We start from the raw sequence: 22,798 nt of genomic DNA, 5'->3' as shown, positions 1-22,798 counted from the left end.
GACGCCCACTCGACTGTTAAATATTAAAGCGCTGACTGACTGTCCTGCGGTCATCAGGGCCACCCATGTCAAAAATGAACGTCACGAAGATCTCAATCCAGATGGAGCCTCCCACGGCCATCGTATGGGTGGTATCCCAGACATGCCATTGACCGTCCTGCCGCCTGTTATCAGGGGAATCGACCTTCCACTTTGCATCATTCTCGGCTTTTACCTCGAAATTGATGTTTGCACTGTGGCGATTACCATTGGCGGTGAACATGTACCTGAGCGTTTGTACTGTCAGACTGCTGCCCACTCGATTCCAGCGCATTTCGAGATTGCCGGTGTAGCCGCTGGCACTTCCTGAAAATGTATCGCCTACCCAACTTGCGGGGGCCGAAGTTTTTTTGTCCATTTTAGATGTGCTCCTCGGATGATGGTGAATTCCCCCACGCCAGAGGCCCGGGAGACGCCTCATCAGACTGCCTGCCCCGCCTACGCTGCATAACTGTGATAATTGACAGTCAGTTAGTTCATTTCGCGATCATCGAGCAGTCAATCTCTGACGTTCAGGAAACGCGTAGGTGTCGTCACTCCATGTTTTAATGCTGATTTTTGCCGGCCATGCAGCCGGAACACGTGCAAGGATTCGAGTTAATGAACCACCGCGCCACCAAAGTCCTGGTCATTGGTTATGTCTGGCCGGAGCCCCGTTCTTCAGCCGCAGGCGGGCATATGATGCAGCTTCTTGAGAGTTTTCTTACGCAAGGTTGGGACATTACCTTCAGCAGCCCTGCGACCATTGGCGAGCACAAGGCCGATCTGCCTGCCCTGGGCATAGCCGAATGCGCAATCGAATTGAACAACAGCAGTTTCGACGATTTTATACGCGAACTCGCGCCGGATATCGTGCTGTTTGACCGTTTCATGATGGAAGAGCAATTCGGCTGGCGCGTCGAGAAATGCTGCCCCAACGCTCTGCGCGTACTGGAAACGTCCGACCTGCAAAGCCTGCGCGATGCGCGACATCAGCGCCTCAAGGATCACCTCAAGGCCCACCCCGACAGCGACGACTTCAGCGCGCTGTTTTCCCCGGCATTGCATGAAGAATTCCAGCTGATGGCCGACACTGACCTGGCCAAGCGCGAAATCGCGGCGATCTACCGCTGCGATATCAGCCTGATGATTTCCGACGTGGAAATCCGTCTGCTCACGGAGCACTTCAACGTGCCAGCCGCCCTGCTCCACTGGTGCCCGTTGATGCTGGAATCGCCAACCGAGCTTTTTGCGCCGTTTGAAGACCGCGCGCACTTCCTCAGCATCGGCAACTTCCGCCACGCGCCCAACTGGGATGCGGTGCTCTGGATGAAAAACAGCCTGTGGCCGCTGATACGCCAGCAATTGCCGGGGGCGCAGCTGCATATCTATGGTGCCTACACCCCGCCCAAGGCCACGGCGCTGCACAACCCGGCCCAGGGCTTTCATGTGATGGACTGGGCCGAAGATGCGCTACACGTCATGACCGCTGCACGCATCTGCCTGGCGCCCTTGCGTTTCGGCGCCGGCATCAAGGGCAAGCTGGCGGACGCGATGCTCTGTGGCACGCCGAATATCACCACGCCCATCGGCGCCGAGGCGATGGGTGATGAGCAACCGTGGCCCGGGGTGATTGAACAAAGCGCACCTGCACTGGCCGCCGCCGCCGTGGCGCTCTACCAGGACCGCGAACGCTGGACCCAGGCCCAGGAAAACGGTCGCCAGTTGGTGGCGCGCCGCTACGACCAGAACATTCATGGCCCCGCGCTGGTGGCATGCTTGCAACACTGCCGTAGCCATCTCGCTGCGCATCGCAGGGACAACTTCACCGGCAGCATGCTGCGCCATCATGCCCATAAAAGTACCCAATACATGTCCCAGTGGATCGAGGCAAAAAACCGCAGCGTATAAACACCAGCGCTGGCGAGGTCACGTGCGAGGGGGCATTATCCTACGCGGCAACCACAATAAAGCGACGGCAGCATGACCCGAGCAACGCGAATCACCGACCCTTCCTACGAGTTGATGGACGATCACAACGGTCTGTCCATCATCTATCGCCAGCACGGCTTCCCCTGCCCGCTGGTGCGCTGGCACTTTCACAAGGAATTCGAGCTGCACCTGATCGTCGCGAGTTCCGGCAAGGTGTTTATCGGCGACTATATCGGCAACTTCTACCCGGAAAGCCTGTTTCTCACCGGCCCCAACCTGCCCCACAACTGGATCAGCCAGATCGAGGAAGACGAGGTGGTGCCCAAGCGCGACATGCTGGTGAACTTTACCGATGAGTTGCTGGAGAACGGCAGCCACATTTTCACCGAACTCAAGACGCTGGCACCGCTACTGGAACGGGCGCAGTACGGCATCGAATTTCGCTGCAAACGCACGATTGCCCAGGCGATGACCTTGATGCAACGCATCGAGGATGCCCAGGGCATGGCGCGCCTGGGACACTTCTTTATTTTGCTGGAGGTGCTGAGTGCCTGTGAGGACTACCAACTATTGTCCGGTGCAACCACCCCGCAACTGGCGGACGAGCACAGCATCGACCGCACCAACCGTGCAGTGGATTACATATTTGCTCACTACGCACGCGAGTTGCCGCTGGAAGAAGTCGCGGCCTACCTCGGGATGAAGCCCACGTATTTCTCCCGGGTGTTCAAGCAAGCCACCGGACGCACCTTCATCGAGTTCGTCAATCGGCTGCGTATCAGCAAATCCTGTGAACTGCTCGCCGACGGCGACAAACCGGTGACCGATGTGTGCTTTGAATCGGGCTTCAATAATATTTCCAACTTCAATCGGCGCTTCCAGCAGCTCAAGGGCATGACGCCGTCGCACTACCGTCGGTTGGCGGTGCAGCGCTTGACAGAGCAGAACCTGGCTTGACCGCCCGTCGCTACTGTCAACTTTGACAGCTATACGCGCCACACCCAGGGGTGTGTGATTTCCTTACCCAGCTTTACGCTGCATAAGGAGCGCTCGCTATGAAAAAATTCACGTCCTCCAACTTGCCTTGCCCTGTCTGCAAACCCCATCGCCATGGGCCAAAGCCCCCTGTCATTGTCGACCCGCTGGACCCACCCTTCGTCAGCGACGCAGTACGACCGACTCCAGGCGCTGATAGCGGCTTGAATATTCGACTGGTGGAGCCCTGGCTTACGGTGCGTTTCAGCAAGTGGTTCAACTTCAACGAGGGCGACACGTTCAGGTTATTCATGGGCAGTTTCACCTACGCCATTGCTGCCGATGAGGTCAGGCACGAGGACTTGGATCCGGATAAGAATTTTTTAACGCTGGTGATCCCTGAGGGGTTGGTTCCGAGGGGCTTTGTTTATCCGTGTTTTGGCCAAGTGAAGAGAGTGGGCAGCGACACCCCGAGCACCTCCCCTTATGAAACCTGGCTTGTCAAAACCGACCGTCCCGGCGGCGTCAGCACCAATCCCTACTATCACTCGCGCCTGGTCATCCATCTACCGCCTGATCTGGTGGGGGGTGTACTCGACCCCGAGCGGGCTGAGCAAGGCGTTGACTTGACGGTTGATCCTTACCCGAACATGGCGTTGGGAGACACTGTCGAGGTGTGGTGGAACGGTCACCCAGTGTTCCTAGAGATTGATCAAGACCACCTCGACGGTATCAAGCCGATTGTCGTGCATGTACCGGAAGCAATCATCATCGCCGGAGGCAGCGGCGTGGTGGTGATTTACTTCCGGATCTTCGACATCGTGTTCAACTACTCGGGGGAAGTGCCGCAGTGGTCGAAGCCTGAGAAGGTGGAAGCCGATCTGGACCTATATGCGCTCGAACGGCCACACTTGGTGGTCAACGGGGATTCAGTGACTGAGGTCAATGTAGACCTTGTTGGTGATGGCCCCTATGAAGGGGAGGTCTTCGTTCCCAGAAAGCTACCCGATGGCACGACCACGCCTGTCGGCACGTTGATCCACCTGACGCTCGTCGTGTTCGATGATAATGGCGAAAATACCGTCACCCCATTACCCCCATTTCCCGCTCGAATCGGCCTGTCGGCCACCACCGACATTGACCCCAAATATATTCAACTGGCGGTTAACGGCCGCGCCCAATTGTTCTACACACTGACCACCGCCACTGGCACGCTCCTCGGCACCTCGCGACGCTTGAACGTCCCGGTTTCAGGCACGAAAAAGTCGATGCCGGCAATGACCATCGATAAAAGCGAAGGTGGCTTTATCGATCCATCGATCGAACATTTCCAGGCTTTCTTCCCGAAATTCTCCCCCTATAACGCTGACTGGAGCGTCATCTTCCGCATGGAGGCCCTGGACTCGACAGGCCGGCTGGTCGAGTACGAAGAAGAATTGCTGGCTGGCGCAAAAGAGCCACCCCCGCCCCCTCGCACAGTGCTCCAGGAGCAGTTTTCGCGTTTCATCGGGCTGGGACTGGTCCGCGTGTTCTACCTCGTCAACGACGGCCAAATGCGGATCATGGGGCAAGGCATTCACGCGGTGCGCAAATCCGAGGTTCTGGAAGTAACTTTCGGCGCAGCAGTACGCTCAATGCCCGAACCAAAACTGCAATACGCAGACCTGTTCAAGAACTTGGACATTGATAGCATTATCGGCACCACGCTCAACTTGACCTTGACCGAAACGCGTACGTTCCCTGGCGACATTCTCGAGTGGTTTTGGAGAGGTTCTGCCAGCAACGGCTCCGTCAGTGATGACGTGACACTCAACTCATCGACAGCGGGCAGGCAGATCGTGATCCCAGTAGAGGCGAAATACGCCATTGCCAATAACGATGGAGAAATTCGTCTCAGCTACACACTCCAACCGGCGGATGGCAGCGCGAAACGCTTTTCGGATGTTCTGCTCATCACAGTGGGAAAAGCACTCGAACTGACACGACCGGAAGTCGCAGAAGCAACCCGCTATCCCGACCAACTGGCGGCAGTTGCCGCTACGCAGGGAGCGACGGTCGTGGTCGATATTGCGCAAATGCGACCCACTGACCAGATCGAGACCTGCTGGAGAGGAATCCCAGAAATTGGTACCTATTGCGAAACCCAGGATGGCAATACATCGAAAGTCCTGCATATCGACATCGCCCCAGATGTAGTGGGTGCCAACATCCAGGAGCAAGGGCGCTTTATCACAGTGCAGTACTTCGTAATCCGGGGCCTGCACAGAACGCCTTCGCCCGTGTTGAACCTGGAGTTGTTACCACCGCCATTCCCCAAACCCTATCTGGAGGGCCATGCGTTGGATGCGGTGCTGGACATCAGCACACTGAAGGGCACCGAACGCGCCTTTGTCGATCGCTGGTTCTTCATCCATCACTTTCAGCGGGCGTGGTTCGAAATGCTCGGTACCTATGCAGACGGCAATCAGTTTTACCATGCCTTCTACTATGGGGACCTGGTGGGACTGGACGGCGAGCAGAACGGTCTTCATCCACTTGCACCCATTGCGCAAATACGCAAGCTCTTGGACGGCACGCAATTGACCATGCGCTGCGCAGTCACTTTCGACCAGAGCCCGGACCTGTCCAATGCTGTAAGGTTTTTGCAACGCGACTACACCGTCAGGGCCTTGCCTGCGCAGTACCCGGTGCCCATCTTGGAAGAGGCAAGCGGGTCCGGCACGTTGGTGACATTGGCGCCGCTGAATGCACAATACGGTGCGAATCTGCGGGTGAGCTATGGTCCGATGAGCACCACCGACAAGATCTATGTGGAAGTTCTAGGCAGTGCCGGCGCCGGCTCGGCTACCATCGGGCCGATCTACGGGGAAACCGATGGCACCGTCATTGTTCCCCTGGACGCCCCATTGATTGCCGCCAATATCCGCAGCACCACGAGCCAATTCACAATCAGGTACACGGTTACCAAAGGTACGGATACCCGGCCCTCTGTCTTGCTCACGGTGAATCTTGAACCGTTGCCTCAATCCGAGTTGAAAAAAACCGTGATCAAGATCGATGAAGCCACACCTGCCGGCGTGATCGATTTGGACACATTGATCGGTAATGCCACCGCCAGGGCGACGACCTGGCCATTTATTGCACGGCACCAACCCGTATGGTTCAAATTGTTCGGTACCGACCGCGACGGTAAGGCGCACAACTTGACCCTGCTGGACGGTACGGTCTATGGCGAGGTTGACGCTGCCTGGATCAGCCAGGGTTATCACCTGGAGACGGTGTTGAGCAGTTACCTGCACGACCTAGGAAGCAACAGCCTGCTGACCCTGCAGTTAAAGGTGGCGTTCAACGGCGTCAGGGATGAGGGGCAAGCGATTGAGTTTCCGCCAACGCGTTACACAGTAAAAAACGTGATGGTTCACGACTGCACGACATTCACCAACAATTACGTGAATTACTGGCTCAGTGAGTGGCCTGATGTGGGCATCCGACGCGAACCCAATGGCAACTTCTTTTGGCAGGCAGGCCCCATGACTGCCAACGGGGTCCGACTGTACAAAACCTTGACGCCTGCCACCGCAGGCTATTACCGGATCAGTTTCAGGTATCGGATCAACAAGTTCGCCGCCATTGGCGCGCCAACGTTCATTGAAATCCGGCTGGGCACACTCAACAGCACGCCTCAGGTCCCCGCCATCAATACCTGGCTGAATGTCGACATTCCGCTCGGCTACTTACCCGGCAACCCGTTTGTCGCCTCGATAGCCTTCAGAAACCCAACCACCGGCGGGATCTATGACCTGGATGATATTTGCATCATCCAGACCCCCTATCCGATATGAGGTAGATGCAAACAGGGATCAGTACATGTACTGATCCCTGTGCACTTTCTTGTTTATCCTGCTAATAAATAGACCCAGGCAAACATGTCAGGGCTTTACACACGCTTGTAACGGTTCGCTGAACTCCAGTCCGGTGGGGCAAGTGTAGGGATATTGAAGCCACCGATTAATGTTGGCGTTCCAAACACATCGGTAGAACCCGCCCACCCTGTCTTGACTTTTAAAATAGCCCGCTACCCTGCAAGGAAGCTCAAGTGTTTCCGCAGGTTCCGTTAGCTGCGTATTACAGGCGCTGATCGAAACAGCAATGACCAAGCCCACTGCGATTTTATAAAGTGCGTTGTTTTTGAGGATTGCGCGAGAACCGTTCATAAACATCTCCTGGTTGGGTTGTGCCGAACCATTAACCCTCCAGTGCTCATAAGCGTCTACTGTCAGAACTAACAGGTCGGCGCCACTGTAGGTGCCGTTGAACCTTTTGCAGACCGAGTGCAAAAAAGTATCAGTCCCAGTGCTCCCAAGGATTTGTCACAGCGCCATTTGAGGGCTGTAATCAACGCACACTCTTCCTGCTGTCGTGGAAGACACAACAACAATAACTGTCCTTCTGTAGCCCCTGGGCGCAGAAATGGAGTGCGCGATGAAGTTCACAGCAAAAGCTCTAATTGCCTTTTCTTGCATGACCCTCAGCGCCGTCAGCCTTGGCGCGCAAACCCTGACGATTGCGACCGTCAACAACAGCGACATGATCCGCATGCAAAAGCTATCGAAAACCTTCGAGGCCGAGCATCCGGAAATCAAGTTGAACTGGGTGGTGCTCGAAGAAAACGTACTGCGCCAACGCCTGACCACTGACATTGCCACCCAGGGCGGACAGTTCGATGTGTTGACCATCGGCATGTACGAAGCAGCACTTTGGGGTGCCAAGGGTTGGCTGGAGCCGATGAAGGACTTGCCGGCGTCCTACGACCTCGATGACGTATTCCCTTCGGTGCGTGACGGTCTGTCTGTCAAAGGCTCGCTGTATGCCCTGCCGTTCTACGCCGAAAGTTCGATCACTTATTACCGCACCGACCTGTTCAAAGACGCCGGGCTGAGCATGCCCGAGCACCCGACCTGGACCCAGATCGGCGAATTCGCCAGCAAACTCACCGACAAGACCAAAGAGCAATACGGCCTGTGCCTGCGCGGCAAAGCCGGTTGGGGTGAGAACATGGCACTGATCACCACCCTGGCCAATGGTTACGGGGCGCGCTGGTTCGACGAGAAGTGGCAACCGGAATTCAACGGCCCTGAATGGAAGGAGGCGCTGAACTTCTACGTCGACAACATGAAGAAATCAGGCCCGCCGGGTGCCTCCAGCAACGGTTTCAACGAAAACCTGGCGCTGTTCAACAGCGGCAAGTGCGCAATCTGGGTCGACGCCAGCGTCGCCGGCTCGTTTGTGACCGACGACACCCAAAGCAAAGTGGCTGACCATGTCGGCTTCACCTTTGCCCCGCACGAAAAAACCGACAAAGGTACGTCGTGGCTGTACTCCTGGAGCCTGGCAATCCCTACCAGTTCCAAGGCCAAGGACGCCGCCAAGGTGTTTACTACCTGGGCCACCTCCAAGGAATATGGCGCATTGGTCGCCAAGACCGACGGCGTTGCCAACGTACCCCCTGGCACGCGCAAGTCGACCTACAGCGACGCGTACATGAAGGCCGCGCCGTTTGCCAAGGTAACCCTGGAATCGCTGAAAGTGGCGGACCCGACCAAACCAACGCTCAAGCCGGTGCCGTATATCGGTATCCAGTTGGTCACCATTCCTGAGTTCCAGGCAATTGGCACCCAGGTCGGCAAGTTCTTCTCGGCCGCTCTGACCGGTCAGCAGACGGTGGATGCTGCACTGACCGCCGCGCAGACCAACACCGAGCGTCAAATGAAGCGGGCGGGTTACCCCAAGTAAGGTGAGCCTTCCACTGTAAATGTGGGAGCAAGCCTGCTCCCACATTTGACCGCACTCCGATTCTTGCTCTGTACCGGTCTCGAATACCATGAATACAACACCCAAAAATCGCCTGGCCAACCCCGGCTGGTTCCTCGTCAGCCCCTCCGTGGCTTTGTTGCTGCTGTGGATGATCGTGCCCCTGAGCATGACCCTGTACTTTTCGCTGATCCGCTACAACCTGCTCTACCCTGGCGAAAACCAATTCGTGGGGCTGGAGAACTTCACCTACTTCATCACCGACTCGGGCTTCCTGCCAGGTGCCACCAATACTCTGTTGCTGGTAGGCAGCGTGCTGCTGATCAGCGTGGTGTTCGGCGTGTTGATCAGTGCCCTGCTGGAAGCCAGTGAGTTCTTCGGTCGCGGCCTGGTGCGGGTGTTGTTGATTTCGCCCTTCTTCATTATGCCCACCGTCGGCGCGCTGATCTGGAAGAACCTGATTTTCCACCCCGTGTCGGGGATTCTCGCCGCCGTGTGGAAGTTTTTCGGTGCCGAGCCGGTGGACTGGCTGGCGCACTACCCGTTGCTGTCGATCATCATCATTGTGTCGTGGCAATGGCTGCCCTTCGCGATCCTGCTGTTGATGACTGCCATGCAATCCCTCGACCAGGAGCAAAAGGAAGCCGCACGCCTCGACGGTGCCGGCGCCATCGCGATCTTCTGGCACCTGACGCTGCCCCACCTGGCCCGCCCGATCGCCGTGGTGGTGATGATCGAAACGATCTTTCTGCTCTCGGTATTCGCCGAAATTTTCACCACCACCAACGGTGGCCCCGGTTACGCCTCGACCAACCTCGCCTACCTGATCTACAACCAGGCGCTGGTGCAGTTCGACGTGGGCATGGCCTCGGCCGGCGGCTTGATTGCCGTGGTCATCGCCAATATCGCGGCGATCATCCTGGTGCGGATGATCGGCAAAAACCTGACTGACAAGCCTTGAGGGCCGCGCCATGACGCTTCAACAATCCCGCCGCCTGCAAAGCCTGCTGCTTGGCACATTGGCCTGGGCCATCGCGATCCTGATCTTCTTCCCGATCTTCTGGATGGTGCTGACCAGCTTCAAGACCGAAATCGACGCGTTCGCCACACCGCCGCAGTTCATCTTCACGCCAACGCTGGAGAACTACCTGCACATCAACGAGCGCAGCAACTACTTCAGTTATGCGTGGAACTCGGTGCTGATTTCCTTCAGCGCCACGGCCCTATGCCTACTGATCTCGGTGCCGGCCGCCTACTCCATGGCGTTCTACGAAACCAAACGCACCAAAGGCACGCTGTTGTGGATGCTCTCTACCAAGATGCTGCCGCCGGTAGGCGTGCTGATGCCGATCTACCTGCTGGCCAAGAGCATGGGCCTGCTGGATACGCGCATTGCGCTGATCATCATCTACACCCTGATCAACCTGCCGATCGTGGTGTGGATGGTTTACACCTACTTCAAGGACATTCCCAAGGACATCCTCGAAGCCGCCCGCCTGGATGGCGCCACTCTGTGGCAGGAAATGGTCCGCGTACTGCTGCCGATCGCCAAGGGCGGCCTGGCGTCCACGGTGTTGCTGTCGTTGATCCTGTGCTGGAACGAGGCGTTCTGGTCGCTGAACCTGACTTCGTCCAGCGCCGCGCCGCTGACCGCGTTGATCGCCTCCTACTCCAGCCCTGAAGGCTTGTTCTGGGCCAAATTGTCCGCCGTCTCGACCCTGGCCTGCGCGCCGATCCTGATCTTCGGCTGGATCAGCCAGAAACAGCTGGTGCGCGGTTTGTCCTTCGGCGCCGTGAAGTAACGGCTGCCTAATAAAAAATTCAAAGCGGAGGCCCATCCCATGGCCAACCTGAAAATCAAGAATCTGCAAAAAGGCTTCGAAGGCTTTTCCATCATCAAGGGCATCGACCTGGAAGTGAACGACAAGGAATTCGTAGTATTCGTCGGCCCCTCGGGCTGCGGTAAGTCCACGCTGCTGCGCCTGATCGCGGGCCTTGAAGAAGTCAGCGAAGGCACCATCGAGCTGGATGGCCGCGACATCACCGAAGTCACCCCGGCCAAGCGTGACCTGGCCATGGTGTTCCAGACCTACGCGTTGTACCCGCACATGAGCGTGCGCAAGAACATGTCGTTTGCGCTGGACCTGGCCGGTATCGACAAGAAGCTGGTGGAGAGCAAGGTCAGCGAAGCGGCGCGCATTCTCGAGCTGGGCCCGTTGCTGGAGCGTAAGCCCAAGCAGCTGTCCGGTGGGCAGCGTCAGCGTGTGGCGATCGGCCGCGCGATTGTGCGTAACCCGAAGATATTCCTGTTCGATGAGCCGCTGTCCAACCTCGACGCCGCCCTGCGCGTGCAGATGCGCCTGGAGCTGGCGCGCCTGCATAAAGAGCTGCAGGCGACCATGATCTACGTGACCCACGACCAGGTTGAAGCCATGACCCTGGCCGACAAGGTCGTGGTGTTGAACAGCGGCCGTATCGAGCAAGTCGGTTCGCCACTGGAGCTGTACCACCAGCCCGCCAACCTGTTTGTCGCGGGTTTCCTCGGCACGCCGAAGATGGGCTTCCTCAAGGGCACGGTCACCCGTATCGAAAGCCAAGGCTGCGATGTGCAGTTGGACGCTGGCACCACCATCAGCCTGCCGTTGAGCGGTGCCAGCTTGAGCGTCGGCAGTGCGGTGACCCTGGGCATCCGCCCTGAGCACCTGGAAATCGCCGCACCGGGGCAAACCACCCTGACCGTCACCGCCGATGTCGGCGAACGCCTGGGCAGCGACACCTTCTGCCACGTCATTACCGCCAACGGCGAGCCGCTGACCATGCGGATTCGTGGCGATATGGCCAGCCAGTACGGCGAGACGCTGCACCTGCACCTGGACCCGGCGCACTGCCATCTGTTCGACACCGACGGTGTTGCCGTGGCCCGCCCACTGCGCGCTGCCGCCTGATCTCGCGAGTATTCCGTCATGAAGCTGAATAAACAGAACCTCACCCAGTTGGCACCGCAAGTGAAGCTGCCAACCTATGCGATTGCCAGCACGTCCCAGGGCATTGCGCACATCGGTGTCGGCGGCTTTCACCGCGCGCACCAGGCGTATTACACCGATGCGCTGATGAACACGGGCGAAGGCCTGGACTGGAGCATCTGTGGCGTCGGCCTGCGTAGTGAGGACCGCAAGGCGCGTGACGATCTGGCTGGCCAGGACTACCTGTTCACCCTGTATGAGCTGGGCGACACCGACGACACCGAGGTGCGCGTGATCGGTTCGATCAGCGACATGCTGCTGGCTGAAGACGGCGCCCAGGCGCTGATCGACAAACTGGCCAGCCCGCAGATTCGCATCGTCTCGCTGACCATCACCGAAGGCGGCTACTGCATCGACGACAGCAATGGCGAGTTCATGGCCCACTTGCCGCAGATCCAGCACGACCTGGCGCACCCCACGTCACCGACAACCGTATTTGGCTTTATCTGCGCCGCCCTGACCAAACGCCGCGCCGCCGGCATCCCGGCGTTTACCGTGATGTCCTGCGATAACCTGCCGCACAATGGCGCTGTCACGCGCAAAGCGCTGCTGGCCTTCGCCGCCCTGCACAATGGCGAGTTGCATGACTGGATCAAGGCCAATGTGAGCTTCCCGAATGCCATGGTCGACCGCATCACGCCCATGACCAGCACCGCCCACCGCCTGCAACTGCACGACGAACACGGCATCGACGATGCCTGGCCCGTGGTGTGCGAACCCTTCGTGCAGTGGGTGCTGGAGGACAAATTCGTCAACGGACGCCCGGCCTGGGAAAAGGTCGGCGTGCAGTTCACCGATGACGTCACGCCTTATGAAGAAATGAAGATCGGCCTGCTCAATGGCAGTCATTTGGCACTGACCTACCTGGGCTTTCTCAAGGGCTATCGGTTTGTTCACGAGACCATGAACGATCCGGTGTTTGTCGCTTACATGCGTGCCTATATGGACCTTGATGTCACGCCGAACCTGGCGCCGGTACCGGGTATTGATCTGACGGACTATAAGCAGACCTTGGTGGATCGCTTCTCCAATCAGGCGATTGCCGATCAATTGGAGCGCGTGTGCTCGGACGGCTCGTCGAAGTTTCCCAAGTTCACCGTCCCAACCATTAACCGGTTGATCGCCGATGGCCGCGAGACCGAGCGCGCCGCGTTGGTGGTGGCGGCCTGGGCGCTGTATTTGAAAGGTGTGGATGAGAACGGGGAGAGCTACAAGATCCCGGATCCGCGGGCTGAGTTTTGCCAGGGACTGGTGAGTGATGACGCGCTGATCAGCAAACGCCTGTTGGGGGTGGAAGAGATTTTTGGTACAGCTATTCCCAACTCGCCTGCGTTTGTGGCAGCTTTCGAGCGGTGCTTTGTCAGCTTGCGTGACAACGGTGTCACCGCAACACTGCAACACCTACTCAAGAAACCGGCTCCCACATTTTGACCGGGTTACCACTCAAACAATAATACTGCTGAGCAAAAATCCTCATGACCCAGCAAAACCTGTTTCTCGGCATCGACTGCGGCACCCAGGGCACCAAAGCCATCGTCCTCGACGCCTCCAGCGGCAGGGTGCTGGGACTCGGCGCAGCGGCGCACACGCTGATCAGCGGCGCCAATGGCCGTCGCGAACAGCACACCCAGGAATGGCTGGACGCTTTCACCGAGGCCACCCACCGCGCCCTGCAACAGGCCGGTGTGGATGGCCAGGACATCCTCGGCATCGGTGTTTCCGGCCAGCAACATGGCCTGGTGCTGCTGGACGAGAAAGGTCAGGTGCTGCGCCCGGCCAAGTTGTGGTGCGACACCGAAACGGCGCCGGAGAACGACCGCCTGCTGCACCACCTCGGTGGCGAAAGTGGTTCGCTGGAACGCCTCGGCGTGGCGGTTGCGCCGGGCTACACCGTGTCCAAGCTGCTGTGGACCCGCGAACAGCATCCGGACATTTTCGCGCGCATCGCGCACATCCTGCTGCCCCACGACTACCTCAACTACTGGCTGACCGGTCGCGCGGTCGCGGAATACGGCGATGCGTCCGGTACGGGGTATTTCAACGTGCGCAGCCGTGAGTGGGATGTGGCGCTGCTCAAGCACATCGACCCGAGCGGTCGCCTGGAACACGCCTTGCCGGAACTGATCAAGGCCGATCGACCCGTCGGCACTCTCTTGCCCGCTATCGCCGAACGCCTGGGCATCAACCCCAACGCCATTGTCTCGAGCGGCGGCGGCGACAATATGATGGGCGCCATCGGCACCGGCAACATTGCCCCAGGCGTGATCACCATGAGCCTGGGTTCGTCGGGCACCGTGTATGCGTTCGCCGACCAGCCTAACGTGAGCCCGCAGGCGTCGGTCGCCACGTTCTGCTCGTCCAGCGGCGGCTGGTTGCCACTGATCTGCACCATGAACCTGACCAATGCCACCGGGGTAATCCGCGAGCTCTTCGACCTCGACCTGGCCGCGTTCAATGCGTTGGTCGAACACGCCCCTGTCGGGGCCGAGGGCGTGAGCATGCTGCCCTTCCTCAACGGCGAACGCGTGCCCGCCCTGCCCCACGCTACGGGGAGCCTGCATGGCCTGACCATGACCAACCTGACCCGCGCCAACCTGTGTCGCGCGGTGGTCGAGGGCACCACCTTCGGCCTGCGCTACGGCCTCGACCTGCTGCGCCAGACCGGCCTGCAAAGCCACAGCATCCGCCTGATCGGCGGCGGTTCGAAAAGCCCTGTGTGGCGGCAGATGGTCGCCGATATCATGAACACTGAAGTGATCTGCACTGAACAAAGCGAAGCCGCCGCCCTGGGCGCGGCGATCCAGGCGGCGTGGAGTCAATCCGGCGAACCCCTGGCCAGCCTGTGCGACAAATGCGTGAGCGTCGACCCGGCCAGCCGGACCCTCCCGGTGGCGGCCAATGTCAGCGCCTATCAACAGGCATACGAGCGCTATCAGCAGCTTGTGGCAACCCTTTAAGAGCGAACGACTATGTATCTGGTGTGTGGCGAAGCGCTGTTTGATTTTTTCAGCGAAGAAGATGCCAGCGGGCAGGCTTCCAAGGTCAATTACAAGGCGATTGCCGGCGGTTCGCCGTTCAACGTCGCCGTCGGGTTGCGTCGCCTGGGTATCGAAGCCGGGCTGTTTGGCGGTTTATCCAGCGACTTCCTGGGGCGTCGCTTGTTGCAGGTGCTCAAGGATGAAGGCGTGAGCGAGCAGTTCCTGGTGGAATTTGCCGCGCCGACGACCTTGTCGATGGTCGCCGTCGGCGCCAATGGCTCACCGCAGTACAACTTCCGCGGCGAAGGCTGTGCCGATCGATTGTTGGAAATCGCCCACCTGCCGGAGTTGGGCGATGACATTCGCGGCCTGCATATCGGCTCCTTCTCGCTGGTGGTGCAGCCGATTGGCGACACCCTGCTGAGCCTGGTCAAACGCGAAAGCGGCAAGCGCCTGATCAGCCTCGACCCCAACGTGCGGCTCAACCCGCAACCGGACCTCCAACTGTGGCGCGACCGTGTCGCCGAGCTGGCCAAGCATGCCGACCTGATCAAAGTCAGCGATGAAGACCTGCACCTGCTCTACCCCGACCAGTCGCCCGAGAGCGTGCTGCAGGGCTGGCTGCAACATCGTTGTCAGTTAGTGTTCCTGACACGCGGTGGCGATGGCGCCAGCGTATTCAGCCGTCAGCATGGCACCTGGTCTGCACCCGCAGTCAAGGTTGTGATGGCCGACACGGTGGGCGCCGGCGATACCTTCCAGGCTGCCTTGATTGCCTGGCTGACCGAGCATCAGCTGGATTCAGTGCAAGGCCTGCAACAGCTCACGCGCGCGCAGATTGATGCCATGCTGGGTTTCGCCATTCGCGCCGCTGCCCTGACCTGTGCCAAGACCGGGCCCGACCTGCCGTATCGCGAGCAGCTCTGATGAAGGTTTTGTCAGCCAAGTAACCATTAATCGATGGTTAATCCCGCAAGTCGACAGGCAAGTCGTACCCACTTGCGCAGAACCCCTATGACACTACGCACTTTAATGCTCGGCAGCGCTTTGGCGCTGGCCGCAGCCTCAGGCCTGGCCCAGGCCGACGATCAACCCGCCACTGCCAAACCCGTGCCTTACCAGTACGGTATGCCGATGAATATCGACAAGGTCCTGGCGATGAACGAAACCCCGACCGACGAATGAAAAGTCATCAAGGCCGATATCAAGTTTTTGGATAAGGCGGGCAAAGTCGAAGACGTGAGCTACCGAAAAATGTCCGATGCCTGCGACGTCCAAAACTGAGACGTTAAGACAACTGGGCGATACCGTGGGAAAGCCACCAGTAAACATGTAGGAAATACCCCAGAAACTCCCATTTAATCAATGATTAAGGTGGAGAGACAACAGTGAGACCAACCGCATTTCCAAGGCTATTGGCTAAAGGGGCGGTCACCGCTTCATCGCGTTGATGGACCGGACCACTGACGGAGAATCCTCATGAACATGCACAGCGTATTCCTGCTCGGCTGCACCTTGGCGCTCACCACCCTGTCGGCAATGGCACAGGCTGAAACAAAACCCGTGCCGTATCACTACGGCATGCCCATGGACATTCAGAAAGTGATTGCCATGACCGAGCCCCAGACCAATGACTGCAAGCTCATCGAAGCCCAGATCAAGTTCTTGGACAAAGCCGGTGAACTGCACTATGTGAGCTACAAAAAAATGTCCGAGGCTTGCCTGTTCCAAAACTGAGCAGGCTGCAGATAAGGGCGGCGTAATGCGTCAACAGGGGATATCCTTGCGCGCTCGTCAAACGGCTGAAAGGATTCGCCATGCAACTGCGCTTTCACACGCTCGCCCTCTGTACCGCCTTGCTCTGCTTCGCCCTGGCCTTGATATGGGGCCTGCGCCCCGAATGGATGTTGTGGCTGTGGAGCGTGGAGTACGCCAGCCCCACGGGCCTGGTTGCCCGACGTAACGCGGCGCTGTTCCTGGCCATCGGCGTGATGTTTTATCTCGCTCGCTATGCACCGCCCTCCCATACGCGACGCGCCATGACCACCGGTTTTATCACCGGATGCCTGGTGTTGGCGGCGCTGGGGTTCAGTGAATGGATAAACGGCAATGCCGGACCCGGCATTCTGCTGGCGGTGGGAACGGAAACCGTATTGGGCCTGGCGTTTATCCAGGCCCACAGGTCTGCGGTCGTCCAACCTCAGGCGTCCCGTTAGTTGTAGCTTCGCCCTGCCACTTGTTTCAGGACGGGTGCCTGGGTGTGCTTGAGGTCTTCACGCAAACCGGTGATCAGGTTGCAGATGGCTCGGCTGCTGTCGAGTTTGTCAGCGTTTATGCCTTTGACTTCCAAATCCACCCGATCACGGTCGCGGTCGTCATAGACTTTGATCGTCAGCGAAGCATCTTCGGCTTTGGTGCATTCACACCGTTTGGGCAGGAAACTTCCTTCAATAATGCTGCGAAGTTCTAATTCCGAAAGCATGGTCAACCTCTCCTTTCTTGCGACTGCCAACAGATTGTTGTGAATCCGGCGAGCGCCTGCCCGCCGCGCCTTACCGACCTTGGAAGACGCTTACTGCACCCAAGCCTACTCGGCAAACTCCAACCTCGTTGTAACGATTCCTCATAAGCAGGCGTCGATTTCATATAACTAAAACTTGAACTTATAGAGGCTGTTAAATAATCATCGAACGGCTTCGATTAAACGTTTAACCCGCTACGTTGTGGAAGACAGCGCCGTGCGCGATCACCCTTTCAGCAACATATCGCAAACCATCAACGTTGATATTGGCTCCAGAATTAATCGCCACCAGCGTCTGCCCGCGCACGCCACGTTCAGCAACGTGCTTGCAAATCCCCGCTACCGCCAAAGCGCCTGAAGGCTCGGTGATAGAGCGCGTATCGTCGTAGATCAGCTTAATTGCGCTGCAGAGTTCGTCATTACTCACGGTGATGACCTCATCCACCCAGTCCCGGCAGATTTCAAACCCATAGGCGCCGACCTGCGCCACTGCCGTGCCGTCGGCGAACCCGTCAACGCTGGGCAGCACCACCCGCTCATCGGCCCGCAGCGCCGCCAACAAGCAACTGGAGCCCTCGGGCTCGACGCCGATGATGCGCACTTCGGGGCGCAGGTATTTGACGTAGGCCGCCACGCCAGCGATCAAGCCACCGCCCCCAACCGGCACGAAGATCGCGCTCAACGAGCCTTGCTGCTGGCGCAGGATTTCCATGGCCACGGTGCCCTGGCCGGCGATCACCTCCGGGTCATCGAAAGGCGAAACGAAGGTGCACCCGGATGAATCGGCCAACTGCAGCGCGTGGGCCAGGGCAAAGGGGAAATTCGCCCCGTGCAGCACCACTTCGGCGCCCCGTGAACGTACACCCACTACTTTCAACTCCGGCGTGGTGCTCGGCATGACGATCCGCGCCTGGATCCCCAACGCCTTTGCTGCGAGCGCTACGCCCTGAGCATGATTGCCCGCGGAGGCCGTGATCACGCCACGCGCCTTTTGCTCAGGCGTGAGCTGCACCAACTTGTTGTAGGCGCCACGGATTTTGAAGGAAAAGGTCGGTTGCAGGTCTTCACGCTTGAGTAGCACCTGGTTACCCAACAACGCTGACAACGCCGGGGCGGCCTGCAAGGGCGTGCGCACCGCCAAGTCATACACCGGGGCGGCGAGAATCTTCTTCACATAATGTTCAAGCAGGCCCGGGTCGGCGGTGTGAGGCGCGGTACAGGTGCTCATAGGTATCTCCTGGCTTCTTGTAAAGGGCCCGGGAGACGGAAAAACAAAACCCGCCTCTAGGGCGGGTATGGGTACAGCCGTGCGCTATCCCGCCAAATGAGGAACGGCGGTAATAATAATGTTCTGCTGGCTGCACACGGTTTGAAAGGTCATGTGGCGAAACTAACCGGCGGCCCGTGACTTCGTCAATGATGAAGCACCATTTAGCATCCGGGGCTTTACGATGGATATACGAAACATATACGATTTGTATATTCATACCGCACAGTGAACATCATGGGCATCGTCAAGATCACCGACCAACTGCACGAACAACTGCGCCTGGCCAGCGCCGCGATGGACCGCTCCATCAACGCCCAGGCCGAGTTCTGGATCAAGATCGGCCTGCTTGCCGAACTCAACCCCAACCTGCCCTACAACGCGTTGATCAACAAATTGTTGCTCGACAAGCCCGACCTGATACGGGGGCGCACTTGATGATCAAGACTGCCCCGCAACTGGCCGTGATGCGTGAAGCCGGACGCCTGCTGGCACAGGTCTTCAGCATGCTCGACGGCTTTGTCGCCGCCGGCCGCTCTACCCTGGAGCTGGACAGCGCCGTCGAAGCCTTCATTCGCAATGAGCTCAAGGCCCGCCCTGCCAGCCTTGGCCAGTATGACTACCCCTTCTCCATCAACACGTCGATCAACGAGGTGGTGTGCCACGGCATGCCCAGCGCCAAGGAGATTCTCAAGGACGGCGACATCATCAACATCGACATCACCCTGGAAAAAGGCGGTTTTATCGCCGACTCCAGCAAGATGTACATGATCGGCACCGTCGCCCCCAAAGCGCGGCGCCTGGTGGAAATGACCTTTGAGGCCATGTGGGCCGGCATCCGCCAGGTCAAGCCCGGCGCCCGCCTGGGCGATATCGGCCATGCCATCCAGAGCCACGCGCAAGCCAACGGCTACAGCGTGGTCCGCGAGTACTGCGGCCACGGCATTGGTCGGCAGATGCATGAAGAACCGCAGATCCTGCACTTCGGCCGCCCCGGCACCGGGTTGGAACTGCGCGAAGGCATGGTGTTTACCATTGAGCCGATGCTCAACCAGGGCAGCAGTAAAGTGCGCAGCCTGAAGGATGGCTGGACCGTGGTGACCAAGGACAACAGCCTGTCGGCGCAGTGGGAACATACCGTGGCGGTGACAGCGGATGGCTTCGAAGTCCTGACCCTGCAAACCCCCTCCTGAACCAAACGGGCGGCGCTTGCCATCGGTCAGCTCAAAGCGCTGGATCATCGCCGGGTCACCAGCCCTGGCTCTGTATGAACGCAAGGGTTACCGGCGATTTGCGCTGACCAACGACTATTACGAAGACCACACTGCGGCCCAGCGCGCGGCAGCCCGCTCATTACAAAAGCCTGCGTACCCTGAAGGATCCGTTAAGCCACCTGTTTGAGTGCAGCCTTGGCCTCCAGCTCGCGCACCAAAGGCAACACGCGTTTGCCGAAGTACTCGACTTCTTGCTGGAAGTGCAGGAACCCCGCGAGCACCAGGTCCACACCGACCGCCTTGAGCGCAACGATGCGTTCGGCGATCTGCTGCGGGGTGCCGATCAGGTCGGTCTTGAAGCCGTCGTTGTACTGCACAAGGTCTTCAAAGCTGGACTTGGCCCAGTTGCCCTCGCCTTCGGGTGAAGCCTTGCCGGCCTGTTTGGCCGCGTCACCAAAGGCATTCACCGCTTCCGGGTCGGCCTTGTCGATGATCTCCGCCAGCACCGCGCGGGCTTCTTCCTCAGTGTCACGGGCGATCACGAAAGCGTTGACGCCGACCTTGACCGAATGGTTATTCGCCGCTGCCTTGGCGCGGATGTCATCGACCTGAGCCTTGATGCCTTCTGGGGTATTGCCATTGGTGAAGTACCAGTCCGAGACCCGCGCGGCCATGTCCCGCGCCGCCCGTGAACTGCCGCCCTGGAACACCTCCGGCTGACCGATGGGCTTGGGCTTGAGGGTGTAATTGTTGAAGCGGTAAAAGTCGCCCTTGAAGGTGAAATCGTCCTGGGTCCAGATGCCTTTGAGGGCGCGAATGAATTCTTCGGAGCGGCGATAGCGCTCATCGTGCTCCAGCCAGTGCTCGCCGATGGCCTGGAACTCGCCCTTGAACCAACCGCTGACGATATTCACCGCGATACGGCCGTTGGTGAGCTGGTCGATGGTCGCCAGTTGCTTGGCCGCCAGCGCCGGCTGCCACGGGCCGGGCAGGATCGCGGCGATCACTTTGAGTGTGGTGGTCGCGGCCAGCAGCGCATGGCTGAACGCCACGGATTCGTGCTGGTTCTCGGCGCCGTAGCCGGCGGTGAAGCGGATCTGGGTCAGGCCATACTCGAAGCCCGCGGCTTCGGCCAGTTGCGCCAGTTTGCGGTTGTAGTCGATCCCCCAATCGGTACGTTGCTCGATCTTGCTGACCACTAACCCACCACTGACGTTGGGCACCCAATAGGCAAATTTCACGGCTTGCTGACTCATCAATCGGTACCTCGCACAAAAGGATGTACCGAACGCTTGAGCACCAAGCGTGCCAGGCCGGGGAAACGCCCAGGCCAAGGGGGTTGCCGCCAATGCTGGGGGCAGAGGCCAATGTTGCGGATTGCGCAGGTTTGTCGATCAGCTGTTGCCAGGGCAACAGTGCATCAGGGCTTTTTTCAGCAAATACGAGCGCCGGCACCCGGCACGGAGTGTGCAATCACCCCGGTACTGATCACTGCCCAGGAACCTTGCCCATGAGCGACCACCACGTCATCAACCCACTGTCCATTGGCGTCGACTACCCCACGTTAGCCGCGCGATTCCGACCGATCTTCCAGCGCATCGCCGATGGCGCGGTAGAGCGCGAACACACGCGCACCCTGCCCCATGAACCCATCCAGTGGCTCAAAGAGGCCGGTTTTGGCGCGGTACGGGTGCCGGTGGAATACGGCGGTGGTGGTGCTTGCCTGCCGCAGTTGTTCGAATTGCTGATCGAGCTGGCAGAAGCCGACTCCAACGTGCCCCAGGCCCTGCGCGGGCATTTCGCCTTTGCCGAAGACCGCCTGAACGCGCCACCCAGTGCTGGCCGTGACCTGTGGTTCAAGCGCTTTGTGGAAGGCGATATCGTCGGCTGCGCCTGGACCGAAATCGGCGTTGATCCAGCGGGCTACCAGTGAATTGTTCAACGCACTGGGGGCTTCGGATGTGCGTCAGGGTAAAGCGCTGGATCGGCATTGGCGTAATGCGCGGACGGTGTCGTCGCATAATCCGGTGATCTATAAGGCGCGGGTTGTGGGGGACTGGGTGATCAATGGGGCTGAGCCGCCGTTTGTTTGGCAGATTGGGAATGGCCCGGGCCGGGGTTGAGTCCGTGGGTAACCCGGCAGGACGCCGGGTTAGCCGTGACCCAAATAACGGATATACCCCCCCCCAATCAGAACGCGAGCTTGTAACCAATTGCCATCAACATAACCGCCAAGCACGGCCGCAATACCCCGTCCGGCAGCTTGCCCGTCATATGGCTACCCACGTAAATCCCCGGCAACGACCCCATCAACAAAAACCCCAACAAATGCCAGTCCATGTTCCCCATGCTGGCATGCCCCAACCCCGCCACCAGGGTCAGAGGCACGGCGTGGGCGATCTCGGTCCCCACCAGCCGCCGCGTGGCCAGGAACGGGTACAGAATAAACAACGCCACAGTCCCCAGAGCACCCGCGCCGATGGACGTCAGCGCAACCATGGTGCCCAGAACAGCGCCGGTCACCACCGTCAGCATGTTCAGGTTGCGCGGGCTCATGTGATAGTCATCACCGGCATGCCGCTGGGCAAAAGCCAACAGGCTTTTCTTGAACAGAATCGCCAGGGCCGTCAGCAGCAACACCACACCGAGGGCTTGCTTGATCACCGCGTTCATCGCGCTGGGGTCGGTGTGCAGGCTGGCCAGGAACCACAGGGTCAGCAACACCGCAGGCACGCTGCCCAGGGTCAGCCAACCGGTGATGGTCCAGTCGATGTTCTTGTTCTTGCTGTGCACCAGCACCCCACCGGACTTTGTGATGGCGGCGTACAACAAGTCGGTGCCCACGGCCGTCGCCGGGTTGATGCCAAACCACAGCAGGATCGGGGTCATCAACGAGCCCCCACCCACCCCCGTCATGCCCACGATAAAACCTACGATCAGGCCGGCAATCACAAAACCAACATTACCCACTTCCATCAACGCTACCTGCGGCCTTGTAAATTTCTGGCCGCAGGATAGCGATTTTTCTTATAACGACTTATATCAATATGATCTGACTT

The 22,798-nt window shown here is 58.9% G+C and carries 19 protein-coding genes and 2 pseudogenes; 16 read left to right on the top strand and 5 right to left on the bottom strand.

Annotated features, from left to right (window positions below; translation table 11 throughout):
- Positions 1–16: 16 nt before the first annotated feature.
- Positions 17–397 carry a hypothetical protein gene (locus AACY52_RS15180; RefSeq protein WP_339428002.1) on the bottom strand — a complete coding sequence of 127 codons (381 nt, stop codon included), beginning with the start codon at positions 395–397 and terminating at the stop codon, positions 17–19.
- Positions 398–639: 242 nt separating this feature from the next.
- On the opposite strand from AACY52_RS15180, the gene AACY52_RS15175 reads away from it, so the two are divergent.
- The 13 genes and pseudogenes from AACY52_RS15175 to AACY52_RS15115 all read left to right on the top strand — a co-directional run bounded on the left by AACY52_RS15175 (position 640) and on the right by AACY52_RS15115 (position 16,953).
- Positions 640–1,929, top strand: coding sequence for a glycosyltransferase (locus AACY52_RS15175; RefSeq protein WP_339418450.1), 1,290 nt, complete (start codon positions 640–642; stop codon positions 1,927–1,929).
- 72 nt (positions 1,930–2,001) lie between these two features.
- Complete coding sequence (locus tag AACY52_RS15170; protein ID WP_339418448.1) at positions 2,002–2,907, top strand: AraC family transcriptional regulator; 906 nt, start codon at positions 2,002–2,004, stop codon at positions 2,905–2,907.
- Positions 2,908–3,005: 98 nt separating this feature from the next.
- Positions 3,006–6,767: a hypothetical protein gene (locus AACY52_RS15165; protein ID WP_339560588.1), complete on the top strand. Its 3,762-nt coding sequence runs from the start codon at positions 3,006–3,008 to the stop codon at positions 6,765–6,767.
- A 679-nt stretch (positions 6,768–7,446) separates the two neighbouring features.
- Positions 7,447–8,718: a sugar ABC transporter substrate-binding protein gene (locus AACY52_RS15160; protein WP_370467894.1), complete on the top strand. Its 1,272-nt coding sequence runs from the start codon at positions 7,447–7,449 to the stop codon at positions 8,716–8,718.
- Between the two features lie 88 nt (positions 8,719–8,806).
- Complete coding sequence (locus AACY52_RS15155) at positions 8,807–9,697, top strand: sugar ABC transporter permease (RefSeq protein WP_339418443.1); 891 nt, start codon at positions 8,807–8,809, stop codon at positions 9,695–9,697.
- A gap of 10 nt (positions 9,698–9,707) precedes the next feature.
- Entirely contained in the window at positions 9,708–10,538 is an 831-nt protein-coding gene (locus tag AACY52_RS15150; RefSeq protein WP_339418442.1) for a carbohydrate ABC transporter permease, read from the top strand.
- 39 nt (positions 10,539–10,577) lie between these two features.
- Positions 10,578–11,681, top strand: coding sequence for a sn-glycerol-3-phosphate ABC transporter ATP-binding protein UgpC (locus AACY52_RS15145; protein WP_339418441.1), 1,104 nt, complete (start codon positions 10,578–10,580; stop codon positions 11,679–11,681).
- Positions 11,682–11,699: 18 nt separating this feature from the next.
- A complete protein-coding gene (locus AACY52_RS15140; RefSeq protein WP_339418440.1) occupies positions 11,700–13,190 on the top strand; it encodes a mannitol dehydrogenase family protein in 1,491 nt (496 codons plus the stop codon).
- Between the two features lie 44 nt (positions 13,191–13,234).
- Entirely contained in the window at positions 13,235–14,716 is a 1,482-nt protein-coding gene (gene xylB, locus AACY52_RS15135) for a xylulokinase (protein WP_339418439.1), read from the top strand.
- A 12-nt stretch (positions 14,717–14,728) separates the two neighbouring features.
- Positions 14,729–15,664 (top strand): carbohydrate kinase, encoded by a 936-nt coding sequence (locus AACY52_RS15130; protein WP_339456552.1) that lies wholly within the window; start codon positions 14,729–14,731, stop codon positions 15,662–15,664.
- Between the two features lie 87 nt (positions 15,665–15,751).
- Positions 15,752–16,021 (top strand): annotated as a pseudogene (locus tag AACY52_RS15125) (DUF2790 domain-containing protein).
- A gap of 195 nt (positions 16,022–16,216) precedes the next feature.
- Positions 16,217–16,474 carry a DUF2790 domain-containing protein gene (locus tag AACY52_RS15120; RefSeq protein ID WP_339418437.1) on the top strand — a complete coding sequence of 86 codons (258 nt, stop codon included), beginning with the start codon at positions 16,217–16,219 and terminating at the stop codon, positions 16,472–16,474.
- Positions 16,475–16,554: 80 nt separating this feature from the next.
- On the top strand, positions 16,555–16,953 hold the full coding sequence (locus tag AACY52_RS15115) for a hypothetical protein (protein WP_339436710.1): 399 nt from the start codon (positions 16,555–16,557) through the stop codon (positions 16,951–16,953).
- Here AACY52_RS15115 and AACY52_RS15110 read toward each other — a convergent pair.
- Together AACY52_RS15110 and ilvA are read right to left on the bottom strand one after the other, a co-directional pair.
- Entirely contained in the window at positions 16,950–17,219 is a 270-nt protein-coding gene (locus tag AACY52_RS15110) for a DUF1652 domain-containing protein (RefSeq protein ID WP_339418435.1), read from the bottom strand. The genes AACY52_RS15115 and AACY52_RS15110 overlap by 4 nt on opposite strands.
- A gap of 226 nt (positions 17,220–17,445) precedes the next feature.
- On the bottom strand, positions 17,446–18,486 hold the full coding sequence (gene ilvA / locus AACY52_RS15105) for a threonine ammonia-lyase, biosynthetic (protein WP_339560587.1): 1,041 nt from the start codon (positions 18,484–18,486) through the stop codon (positions 17,446–17,448).
- Between the two features lie 276 nt (positions 18,487–18,762).
- Between ilvA and AACY52_RS15100 the strand changes: the two genes are divergently transcribed.
- Complete coding sequence (locus tag AACY52_RS15100) at positions 18,763–18,963, top strand: ParD-like family protein (RefSeq protein ID WP_314570019.1); 201 nt, start codon at positions 18,763–18,765, stop codon at positions 18,961–18,963.
- Positions 18,963–19,718: a type I methionyl aminopeptidase gene (map, locus tag AACY52_RS15095; protein WP_339436712.1), complete on the top strand. Its 756-nt coding sequence runs from the start codon at positions 18,963–18,965 to the stop codon at positions 19,716–19,718. The genes AACY52_RS15100 and map overlap by 1 nt, the downstream gene beginning before the upstream one ends.
- Positions 19,719–19,909: 191 nt before the next feature.
- Here map and sfnG read toward each other — a convergent pair whose 3' ends face one another.
- Positions 19,910–20,995, bottom strand: coding sequence for a dimethylsulfone monooxygenase SfnG (gene sfnG, locus AACY52_RS15085; protein ID WP_339436713.1), 1,086 nt, complete (start codon positions 20,993–20,995; stop codon positions 19,910–19,912).
- Positions 20,996–21,249: 254 nt separating this feature from the next.
- On the opposite strand from sfnG, the pseudogene AACY52_RS15080 reads away from it, so the two are divergent.
- Positions 21,250–21,862, top strand: a pseudogene (locus AACY52_RS15080) (acyl-CoA dehydrogenase family protein).
- 67 nt (positions 21,863–21,929) lie between these two features.
- Here the strand turns inward: AACY52_RS15080 and AACY52_RS15070 are convergent.
- Positions 21,930–22,715, bottom strand: a complete 786-nt coding sequence (locus tag AACY52_RS15070) for a sulfite exporter TauE/SafE family protein (protein ID WP_339418424.1) — start codon at positions 22,713–22,715, stop codon at positions 21,930–21,932.
- Between the last annotated feature and the right edge of the window lie 83 nt (positions 22,716–22,798).

Source organism: Pseudomonas sp. EA_65y_Pfl1_P113 (genome assembly GCF_963970525.1).
Lineage (GTDB): Bacteria > Pseudomonadota > Gammaproteobacteria > Pseudomonadales > Pseudomonadaceae > Aquipseudomonas > Aquipseudomonas tritici.
The sequence above is the reverse complement of the archived record's forward strand: the minus strand, read 5'-3'. Positions and strand labels throughout refer to the sequence as shown.

What these genes read in the sequence shown, in the direction of transcription:
- AACY52_RS15180 (WP_339428002.1), bottom strand. Translation starts at nt 397, where the DNA reads ATGGACAAAAAAACTTCGGCCCCCGCAAGTTGGGTAGGCGATACATTT.
- AACY52_RS15175 (WP_339418450.1), top strand. Translation starts at nt 640, where the DNA reads ATGAACCACCGCGCCACCAAAGTCCTGGTCATTGGTTATGTCTGGCCG.
- AACY52_RS15170 (WP_339418448.1), top strand. Translation starts at nt 2,002, where the DNA reads ATGACCCGAGCAACGCGAATCACCGACCCTTCCTACGAGTTGATGGAC.
- AACY52_RS15165 (WP_339560588.1), top strand. Translation starts at nt 3,006, where the DNA reads ATGAAAAAATTCACGTCCTCCAACTTGCCTTGCCCTGTCTGCAAACCC.
- AACY52_RS15160 (WP_370467894.1), top strand. Translation starts at nt 7,447, where the DNA reads ATGACCCTCAGCGCCGTCAGCCTTGGCGCGCAAACCCTGACGATTGCG.
- AACY52_RS15155 (WP_339418443.1), top strand. Translation starts at nt 8,807, where the DNA reads ATGAATACAACACCCAAAAATCGCCTGGCCAACCCCGGCTGGTTCCTC.
- AACY52_RS15150 (WP_339418442.1), top strand. Translation starts at nt 9,708, where the DNA reads ATGACGCTTCAACAATCCCGCCGCCTGCAAAGCCTGCTGCTTGGCACA.
- AACY52_RS15145 (WP_339418441.1), top strand. Translation starts at nt 10,578, where the DNA reads ATGGCCAACCTGAAAATCAAGAATCTGCAAAAAGGCTTCGAAGGCTTT.
- AACY52_RS15140 (WP_339418440.1), top strand. Translation starts at nt 11,700, where the DNA reads ATGAAGCTGAATAAACAGAACCTCACCCAGTTGGCACCGCAAGTGAAG.
- xylB (WP_339418439.1), top strand. Translation starts at nt 13,235, where the DNA reads ATGACCCAGCAAAACCTGTTTCTCGGCATCGACTGCGGCACCCAGGGC.
- AACY52_RS15130 (WP_339456552.1), top strand. Translation starts at nt 14,729, where the DNA reads ATGTATCTGGTGTGTGGCGAAGCGCTGTTTGATTTTTTCAGCGAAGAA.
- AACY52_RS15120 (WP_339418437.1), top strand. Translation starts at nt 16,217, where the DNA reads ATGAACATGCACAGCGTATTCCTGCTCGGCTGCACCTTGGCGCTCACC.
- AACY52_RS15115 (WP_339436710.1), top strand. Translation starts at nt 16,555, where the DNA reads ATGCAACTGCGCTTTCACACGCTCGCCCTCTGTACCGCCTTGCTCTGC.
- AACY52_RS15110 (WP_339418435.1), bottom strand. Translation starts at nt 17,219, where the DNA reads ATGCTTTCGGAATTAGAACTTCGCAGCATTATTGAAGGAAGTTTCCTG.
- ilvA (WP_339560587.1), bottom strand. Translation starts at nt 18,486, where the DNA reads ATGAGCACCTGTACCGCGCCTCACACCGCCGACCCGGGCCTGCTTGAA.
- AACY52_RS15100 (WP_314570019.1), top strand. Translation starts at nt 18,763, where the DNA reads ATGGGCATCGTCAAGATCACCGACCAACTGCACGAACAACTGCGCCTG.
- map (WP_339436712.1), top strand. Translation starts at nt 18,963, where the DNA reads ATGATCAAGACTGCCCCGCAACTGGCCGTGATGCGTGAAGCCGGACGC.
- sfnG (WP_339436713.1), bottom strand. Translation starts at nt 20,995, where the DNA reads ATGAGTCAGCAAGCCGTGAAATTTGCCTATTGGGTGCCCAACGTCAGT.
- AACY52_RS15070 (WP_339418424.1), bottom strand. Translation starts at nt 22,715, where the DNA reads ATGGAAGTGGGTAATGTTGGTTTTGTGATTGCCGGCCTGATCGTAGGT.